The 1289-nt window shown below is 53.2% G+C and carries 3 protein-coding genes; all 3 read left to right on the plus strand.

Features of this window, described 5'->3' with window-relative positions:
* On the plus strand, positions 1-332 hold a 332-nt coding region (locus ACYU8Y_RS16090), incomplete at its 5' end, for a hypothetical protein (RefSeq protein ID WP_460939062.1).
* 103 nt (positions 333-435) lie between these two features.
* A complete protein-coding gene (locus tag ACYU8Y_RS16095) occupies positions 436-1041 on the plus strand; it encodes a hypothetical protein (protein WP_460939064.1) in 606 nt (201 codons plus the stop codon).
* A gap of 48 nt (positions 1042-1089) precedes the next feature.
* Positions 1090-1289: hypothetical protein (locus tag ACYU8Y_RS16100; RefSeq protein ID WP_460936050.1), on the plus strand; the 200-nt coding region annotated here is incomplete at its 3' end.

Consider the following 1289-nt stretch of genomic DNA (forward strand, 5'->3'; position numbering starts at 1 on the left):
AGGCGCTGGATGGCTTGTACAAGCTGGACAAGGCGGAGTTGGGTCAGTGGCAGGCCAAGGCGCAGGCAGCTGCGGCCGGTCAGGGGGGCAAGCTGGATGCGCAGGCCATCGAGAAGCTGGTGGGCCAGATGCAGAAGGGCAAGGCGGTAGATGCCAATAACGGCACCTGCGCTGTGGTCGCTGTTGTGGTACTGGTTGTTGCCGTAGCGGCTGTGTGGGTGGCCATTGCCCTGGCTGCCGAAGAAATGATGAGTGACAACCGCAACACCAAGACCTTATTGCACGAGCAACTGGTCGCTTCGATCTGCGCTGTAGCTCCTCAGATTGCTTAATCCCTCAAACCGATTCCGGGTCGGCGTTCGCGCAGACCGGTGCCTGTACGCCGACCCGTTTAGTCTCTTACTTCAGTCCTTAACCCTAAACGCCTTATCACCCATGATCACCTTCATTCGGAATTATTTACTCAATGCGTACACGGTTTTTCCTTTGCTCGTGTGTTTACTGGTTGCCAGCTGGTCTACCCACGCCAAACCCCTCACGGTCAACCATCGGTATTCGGGCGAAGAAATGTTTCGTGGTCTGTTTTTCGGCGAAGGCCGCTACGCCGAAGCTATTCCCGAATTACAGAGTTTACAAATGAGCTACTCGAAAAAATTAGCCAAGCCTGCTGATGTAAAGGTCGTTAACCAACTGCGTAGCCAGGTTGTGCACTATATCCAAGCCCAACAGCCCCGCTTTTTCGACAACCTTCAAGTCGCCTTTGAGAGTGGTAACCCCACTAAAGTTCAGACGGCACTTGAGTCAGGCCGGGCCATCACGGCAAAAGCGGTTGAGCACATTATGAAAGATAAAAATAAAACCCAGTTTGAGATTCGGCGGGAAGCGGGTACGTGCATTGTCATCGCGAACTATTGCACAATCATACTTTTGTGCGCCGTAATCATAATGATTCAGCCTGAAGAAATCGCGCAGGGTGGCTCAAAACTGCTGACCGAGCAACTGGTCGCTTCCATCTGCCACGCATCGGCTAACCCATCCTGACTCAACTGTCCAGTTTTCCTAATCCTTTCCTAAACCTGTTTATCACTCATGGTTACTTTTATTCGTAAATCACTCCTGAACGCTTACACCGCCCTGCCCCTGCTGATCTGCTTCGTGCTGGCCTCCTTCAACAGCTTTGCCAATACCAACAAAGCCACCCGCACCACCTTTTTGAGCGGCCAGGAGCTCTTCGAGGGCGTCTTCTTCCTGGAAGGAGCCTACGCCCAGATGCTGCCCGAGACCCAGTC

The organism is Spirosoma humi, from assembly GCF_054776575.1.